General features: G+C 56.4%; 1 protein-coding gene. It reads left to right on the top strand.

Annotated features, from left to right (window positions below; genetic code table 11):
• The coding region (locus P3T23_RS47625; RefSeq protein ID WP_429322944.1) for a tyrosine-type recombinase/integrase at positions 1-1088 on the top strand (1088 nt) is incomplete at its 5' end.
• Positions 1089-1645 lie beyond the last annotated feature (557 nt).

Below are 1645 nucleotides of genomic sequence, written 5' to 3'. Positions count from 1 at the left end.
TTTGTTCGCGATGGCGTGGAATCCTTGTTCTCTTTGCCGTGGAATCACGATTCACTTTGCCCTGGAATGGCTGTTCTCTTTGCGTGGAATACGCAGAAATGAACCCGATCGCGCCGCACATTGTGGCATTTCTTCGTCAAAACCTTGCTCATGAGAGAGGCGCCAGCCAACACACCTGCGACTCCTATGCTTGCACCTTCCAGCTTCTGTTCGAGTTCGCCGCCGGGCGACTCAGGATGACGCCGTCGTCGCTAGCGCTGGAGCAGCTCGATGCGAGACTGATCAGCGACTTCCTGGAATATCTGGAAGATACGCGCCAGAACTCGCCCGGGACTCGCAATGTCCGGCTGGCTGCAATCAGGTCCTTCTTCCACTTCCTTGAGTATCGCGAGCCCGCGATACTCGAACAGGCGCGACGAATCCTGGGCATTCCCTACAAGAAAACTGATTCACGGTTAGTGCCGTATCTGGGCGAGGAAGAGGTTCAGGCCCTGCTCGATGCGCCCGATCCGTCAACGCGCGAGGGGATCCGGGACCGGGCGATGCTGCATCTGGCCATCTGCGCTGGACTGCGTGTATCGGAACTGACGGGTTTGCAAGCCGCCGATGTTGTGTTCCCGTCGATGAGCATCCATGTTCACGGCAAGGATCGGCGGGAGCGCGCGTTGCCCCTGTGGAAAACGACCGCTAATGCATTGCGTGCCTGGATGGTGGTACGGGGAACTGTTGCAGTACCGGAATTGTTCGTCAATGCTCGCGGTGAAGCAATGAGTCGCTGGGGTTTCGCGTATATCCTTAAATGCCACGCTGAGACAGCTCGTCATATGTGTCCCTCGCTATCGAAGAAGCAGGTATCACCACATGTGTTGAGGCACACCTGCGCAATGATAGTACTACGAAGCACTCAGGATATTCTGAAAGTGTCATTATGGCTCGGGCATAGCGATCTGGCGACCACTGAAATCTACACTCGCGCTGACCCAACTGAGAAGCTCGAAGCCCTCAACGCGATCGTCCCACCGCATTTGCGCAGGGGTTCGTTTCGGCCGTCCGACAAGGTAATTGCCATGCTCAGGGCGAAGCTTTAATGGAGAGTTAAACGGGCGCGTAGTCCGCTCCGCGCTCGCTCCGAGACATCTTCTCCCCATAGGGAACCACTTCCCATAAGGCAGGTAACGGAGTGCACTCCGTTACCTGCCTTATGGGAAGTATTGTCTAACGGGGAGTTCCAGATCGGTTCGGCGTAAATCCGGCGGCGCCTGTATGGCTCGGCATCTGTCAGGCTGCCTTTCGACTCCCCATAAAATATCGAACTTTGCTGATGCGCTCGGACGTGACCGATACTCTGTGGCGAACGCGGTACGTTGCTTGTGGACCGCCGACCGTCGACTCGATCGTTCCACCATAGCTGTTTAGGGGTTCGTTGCGGCCTCCGATTGGTAACCGCGGTGCTCAGAGCGAAGCTTTTAATGGAGAGTTAAAGCGACGCGAATCTCCGGTTCGAGCCCGCTCCGAGGCCTCCTCTCCCCATAGGAAAACACTTCCCATAAGACACGTAACGGAGTGCACTCCATTACGTGCCTTATGGGAAGTATTGTCTAACGGGGAGTTCCAGATCGGTTCGGCGTAAATCCGGCGGCGCCTG

The sequence above is a fragment of the Paraburkholderia sp. GAS448 genome (assembly GCF_050435685.1).
In the GTDB taxonomy this organism is placed as follows: domain Bacteria; phylum Pseudomonadota; class Gammaproteobacteria; order Burkholderiales; family Burkholderiaceae; genus Paraburkholderia.
Note: the sequence above shows the minus strand (reverse complement) of the source record. Positions and strands in the feature narration are given on the sequence as shown.